Annotated in this window: 2 tRNA genes and 3 rRNA genes; all 5 read right to left on the reverse strand. The window is 51.8% G+C overall.

From position 1 onward, the window contains the following. Nucleotides 1-56 precede the first annotated feature (56 nt). Nucleotides 57-169, reverse strand: a 5S ribosomal RNA gene (gene rrf, locus AZ34_RS17425). A gap of 143 nt (nucleotides 170-312) precedes the next feature. Next, nucleotides 313-3,187 (reverse strand): 23S ribosomal RNA (locus AZ34_RS17430). Nucleotides 3,188-3,552: 365 nt separating this feature from the next. After that, a tRNA-Ala gene (locus AZ34_RS17435) sits at nucleotides 3,553-3,628 on the reverse strand. 17 nt (nucleotides 3,629-3,645) lie between these two features. Continuing rightward, a tRNA-Ile gene (locus AZ34_RS17440) sits at nucleotides 3,646-3,722 on the reverse strand. A gap of 94 nt (nucleotides 3,723-3,816) precedes the next feature. After that, nucleotides 3,817-5,340 (reverse strand): 16S ribosomal RNA (locus AZ34_RS17445). The 16S, 23S and 5S rRNA genes sit together here with 2 tRNA genes alongside, the layout of an rRNA operon. Nucleotides 5,341-5,684 lie beyond the last annotated feature (344 nt).

Genomic DNA, 5,684 nt, shown 5'->3' on the forward strand with positions numbered 1-5,684 from the left:
AAAACAGAAACGCCCTCGTCGGAGGTTATCCGAGAGGGCGGTCTGAGGCTATAGGAGCCTGACGATGTCCTACTTTCACACGGGAACCCGCACTATCATCGGCGCAGAGGCGTTTCACTGTCCTGTTCGGGATGGGAAGGAGTGGGACCACCTCGCTATGGTCATCAGGCATAACTTTTTGTCTATCTGACTGGGTCAGACGGACCAATTTATAGAGCTTGAATCAGCTTTTATTTTGATTGCTGTCAAAGCGCTACACGGTGTGTAGCGTTGGCATAACCGTCATTTGATCTGCATTGAGATCAAAGTTATAGGGTCAAGCCGCACGAGCAATTAGTACTGGTTAGCTTAACGCATTACTGCGCTTCCACACCCAGCCTATCAACGTCCTGGTCTTGAACGACTCTTTAGGGGGCTCAAGGCCCCGGCAGATCTCATCTTGAAACGAGTTTCCCGCTTAGATGCTTTCAGCGGTTATCTCTTCCACACATAGCTACCCGGCGATGCCACTGGCGTGACAACCGGTACACCAGAGGTGTGTCCACTCCGGTCCTCTCGTACTAGGAGCAGGCTTCCTCAAATCTGCAGCGCCCACGGAAGATAGGGACCAAACTGTCTCACGACGTTTTAAACCCAGCTCACGTACCTCTTTAAATGGCGAACAGCCATACCCTTGGGACCGGCTACAGCCCCAGGATGAGATGAGCCGACATCGAGGTGCCAAACACCGCCGTCGATATGAACTCTTGGGCGGTATCAGCCTGTTATCCCCAGAGTACCTTTTATCCGTTGAGCGATGGCCCTTCCATACAGAACCACCGGATCACTATGTCCTGCTTTCGCATCTGCTCGACTTGTCAGTCTCGCAGTTAAGCACGCTTATGCCATTGCACTATCGTCACGATGTCCGACCGTAACTAGCGTACCTTCGAACTCCTCCGTTACGCTTTGGGAGGAGACCGCCCCAGTCAAACTGCCTACCATGCACTGTCCCCAATCCCGATAAGGGATCCAGGTTAGAACCTCAAACGCACCAGGGTGGTATTTCAACGTTGGCTCCACAAGATCTAGCGACCCTGCTTCAAAGCCTCCCACCTATCCTACACAGATCCGTTCAAAGTCCAATACAAAGCTACAGTAAAGGTTCATGGGGTCTTTCCGTCTTTCCGCGGGGAGATTGCATCATCACAAACATTTCAACTTCGCTGAGTCTCAGGAGGAGACAGTGTGGCCATCGTTACGCCATTCGTGCAGGTCGGAACTTACCCGACAAGGAATTTCGCTACCTTAGGACCGTTATAGTTACGGCCGCCGTTTACTGGGACTTCAATCAAGAGCTTGCACCCCATCATTTAATCTTCCAGCACCGGGCAGGCGTCACACCCTATACGTCCACTTTCGTGTTTGCAGAGTGCTGTGTTTTTAATAAACAGTCGCAGCCACCGATTCTTTGCAACCCCTTTGGGCTCCCCTTGTACAGGTTCACCTACTGAGGGCACACCTTCTCCCGAAGTTACGGTGTCAATTTGCCGAGTTCCTTCTCCTGAGTTCTCTCAAGCGCCTTAGAATACTCATCTCGCGCACCAGTGTCGGTTTGCGGTACGGTCGTCAATAGCTGAAGCTTAGTGGCTTTTCCTGGAAGCAGGGTATCACTCACTTCGTCTGCAAGCAGACTCGTTATCACCCCTCATCTAAGCCCGGCGGATTTGCCTACCAGGCACGACTACAGGCTTGAACCAACATCCAACAGTTGGCTGAGCTAACCTTCTCCGTCCCCACATCGCACTATTGATCGGTACAGGAATATTGACCTGTTTCCCATCAGCTACGCATCTCTGCCTCGCCTTAGGGGCCGACTCACTCTACGCCGATGAACGTTGCGTAGAAAACCTTGCGCTTACGGCGAGGGGGCTTTTCACCCCCTTTAACGCTACTCATGTCAGCATTCGCACTTCTGATACCTCCAGCAGCCTTTACAAGCCACCTTCACAGGCTTACAGAACGCTCTCCTACCACTTGCACTTGCGTGCAAATCCGCAGCTTCGGTAACTGGCTTAGCCCCGTTACATCTTCCGCGCAGGACGACTCGATCAGTGAGCTATTACGCTTTCTTTAAATGATGGCTGCTTCTAAGCCAACATCCTGACTGTTTTAGCCTTCCCACTTCGTTTCCCACTTAGCCAATTTTAGGGACCTTAGCTGGCGGTCTGGGTTGTTTCCCTCTTGAGTCCGGACGTTAGCACCCGGTGCTCTGTCTCCCAAGCTGTACTCGTCGGTATTCGGAGTTTGCCTTGGTTTGGTAAGTCGCCATGACCCCCTAGCCAAAACAGTGCTCTACCCCCGACGGTAATACTTGAGGCACTACCTAAATAGTTTTCGGAGAGAACCAGCTATTTCCAAGTTTGTTTAGCCTTTCACCCCTATCCACAGCTCATCCGCTAGTTTTGCAACACTAGTCGGTTCGGACCTCCAGTACCTGTTACGGCACCTTCATCCTGGCCATGGATAGATCACTTGGTTTCGGGTCTACACCCAGCGACTAATTCGCCCTATTCGGACTCGATTTCTCTACGGCTTCCCTATTCGGTTAACCTTGCCACTGAATGTAAGTCGCTGACCCATTATACAAAAGGTACGCAGTCACCCTTGCGGGCTCCTACTTTTTGTAAGCATGCGGTTTCAGGATCTATTTCACTCCCCTCCCGGGGTTCTTTTCGCCTTTCCCTCACGGTACTAGTTCACTATCGGTCAATGATGAGTATTTAGCCTTGGAGGATGGTCCCCCCATATTCAGACAGGATTACACGTGTCCCGCCCTACTTTTCGTTAGCTCAGTACCACACGTCTCTTTTCGCGTACAGGACTATCACCTTCTATAGCCGGCCTTTCCAGACCGTTCCGCTAAGAGTCGTGCTATCACTAACAGGCTTCTCCGATTTCGCTCGCCACTACTTTCGGAATCTCGGTTGATGTCTTTTCCTCGAGCTACTGAGATGTTTCAGTTCACCCGGTTCGCCTCGCACACCTATGTATTCAGTGTGCGATACCTTTGCAGGTGGGTTTCCCCATTCGGAAATCTCCGGATCAAAGCTTATTTGCCAGCTCCCCGAAGCTTATCGCAGGCTATCACGTCCTTCGTCGCCTATCATTGCCAAGGCATCCACCACATGCTCTTAGTCACTTGACCCTATAACTTTGACCACTCTCACGAGTACCCAAAGCTAATCAAGGACTTGCCAGGTCTTTCACCTGGCGCGTTATGCCGTAATGTGAATGATTCTTCGACTACGCCAAGCATTGCTGCCCAGCATGTCAGAGAACGATTCGTCATTACTTGAACAAACAAAGTTCGTTCGTTTTGACGCAATCAAAATTGTTGTTAACGGCACGGTGGATATTTCTATCCTTTCCGTTAACAACGCTGATTCGACTCTATAAATTGTTAAAGAACAGCCGTGAGTCTCGCGACTCGTTGTTGATCGATTTATATCGACCAACATCAAAGAGGCCTCGTACAGTATCTGAACGAAGCCGCTTTGATGTTGATGTTATTGGTGGAGGATGACGGGATCGAACCGACGACCCCCTGCTTGCAAAGCAGGTGCTCTCCCAGCTGAGCTAATCCCCCAGTTCGATGGAACGGGATGGTGGGTCTGGTTGGTCTCGAACCAACGACCCCCGCCTTATCAAGACGGTGCTCTAACCAACTGAGCTACAGACCCAAGCCGGTCGCTTCAATCAAGCAAGCCTGATCGTTGGCGACAACCTTCCAACAACCGATAAGTGTGAGCATTTGGCTTAATTGCCATTTTCCAGAAAGGAGGTGATCCAGCCGCACCTTCCGATACGGCTACCTTGTTACGACTTCACCCCAGTCACGAACCCTGCCGTGGTAATCGCCCTCCTTGCGGTTAGGCTAACTACTTCTGGCAGAACCCGCTCCCATGGTGTGACGGGCGGTGTGTACAAGACCCGGGAACGTATTCACCGCGGCAAGCTGATCCGCGATTACTAGCGATTCCGACTTCACGCAGTCGAGTTGCAGACTGCGATCCGGACTACGACTGGTTTTATGGGATTAGCTCCCCCTCGCGGGTTGGCAACCCTCTGTACCAGCCATTGTATGACGTGTGTAGCCCCACCTATAAGGGCCATGAGGACTTGACGTCATCCCCACCTTCCTCCGGTTTGTCACCGGCAGTCCCATTAGAGTGCCCTTTCGTAGCAACTAATGGCAAGGGTTGCGCTCGTTGCGGGACTTAACCCAACATCTCACGACACGAGCTGACGACAGCCATGCAGCACCTGTGTTACGGCTCTCTTTCGAGCACGAAGCCATCTCTGGCAACTTCCGTACATGTCAAAGGTGGGTAAGGTTTTTCGCGTTGCATCGAATTAAACCACATCATCCACCGCTTGTGCGGGTCCCCGTCAATTCCTTTGAGTTTCAACCTTGCGGCCGTACTCCCCAGGCGGTCAACTTCACGCGTTAGCTTCGTTACTGAGTCAGTAAAGACCCAACAACCAGTTGACATCGTTTAGGGCGTGGACTACCAGGGTATCTAATCCTGTTTGCTCCCCACGCTTTCGTGCATGAGCGTCAGTGCAGGCCCAGGGGATTGCCTTCGCCATCGGTGTTCCTCCGCATATCTACGCATTTCACTGCTACACGCGGAATTCCATCCCCCTCTGCCGCACTCCAGCATTGCAGTCACAGATGCAGTTCCCAGGTTGAGCCCGGGGATTTCACAACTGTCTTACAACACCGCCTGCGCACGCTTTACGCCCAGTAATTCCGATTAACGCTCGCACCCTACGTATTACCGCGGCTGCTGGCACGTAGTTAGCCGGTGCTTATTCTTACGGTACCGTCATCAACACCCAGTATTAGTAGGCGCCTTTTCGTTCCGTACAAAAGCAGTTTACAACCCGAAGGCCTTCATCCTGCACGCGGCATTGCTGGATCAGGCTTGCGCCCATTGTCCAAAATTCCCCACTGCTGCCTCCCGTAGGAGTCTGGGCCGTGTCTCAGTCCCAGTGTGGCTGGTCGTCCTCTCAGACCAGCTACAGATCGTAGGCTTGGTAAGCCTTTACCCCACCAACTACCTAATCTGCCATCGGCCGCTCCAAACGCGCGAGGCCTTACGGTCCCCCGCTTTCCTCCTCAGAGCTTATGCGGTATTAATCCGGCTTTCGCCGAGCTATCCCCCACGTCTGGGCACGTTCCGATGTATTACTCACCCGTTCGCCACTCGTCAGCTTAACCTGTTACCGTTCGACTTGCATGTGTAAGGCATGCCGCCAGCGTTCAATCTGAGCCAGGATCAAACTCTATAGTTCGATCTTGAATTTTTTGCTCTTTCGAGCTACTCATTCGAAATTGAAGTGAACTTCACTTCTCATGAGCATTCAGTGCATTGCACTTTGTTCCGAAGAACTTGCAATCTCGCCAAATGCCCACGCTTATCGGCTGTATCTTGTTAAAGATCCAACTAAAACAAACCAGAATCTGATCCGTTTTTTCTTAACCCCGCCGCGATCAGCGAAGCCCTAGACTGTAGCACAGATTTCGAAGAACCGTCAAATCACTCAACAAATTTCTTCTTCACCTCACCACCTCCATCCAACTACCTCAGCACCCCTTCAGAGCACCGCCGCAATCAGCGAAGACCGCAACTATAGCA

Source organism: Hylemonella gracilis str. Niagara R (genome assembly GCF_000600295.1).
Classification (GTDB): domain Bacteria; phylum Pseudomonadota; class Gammaproteobacteria; order Burkholderiales; family Burkholderiaceae_C; genus Hylemonella; species Hylemonella gracilis_A.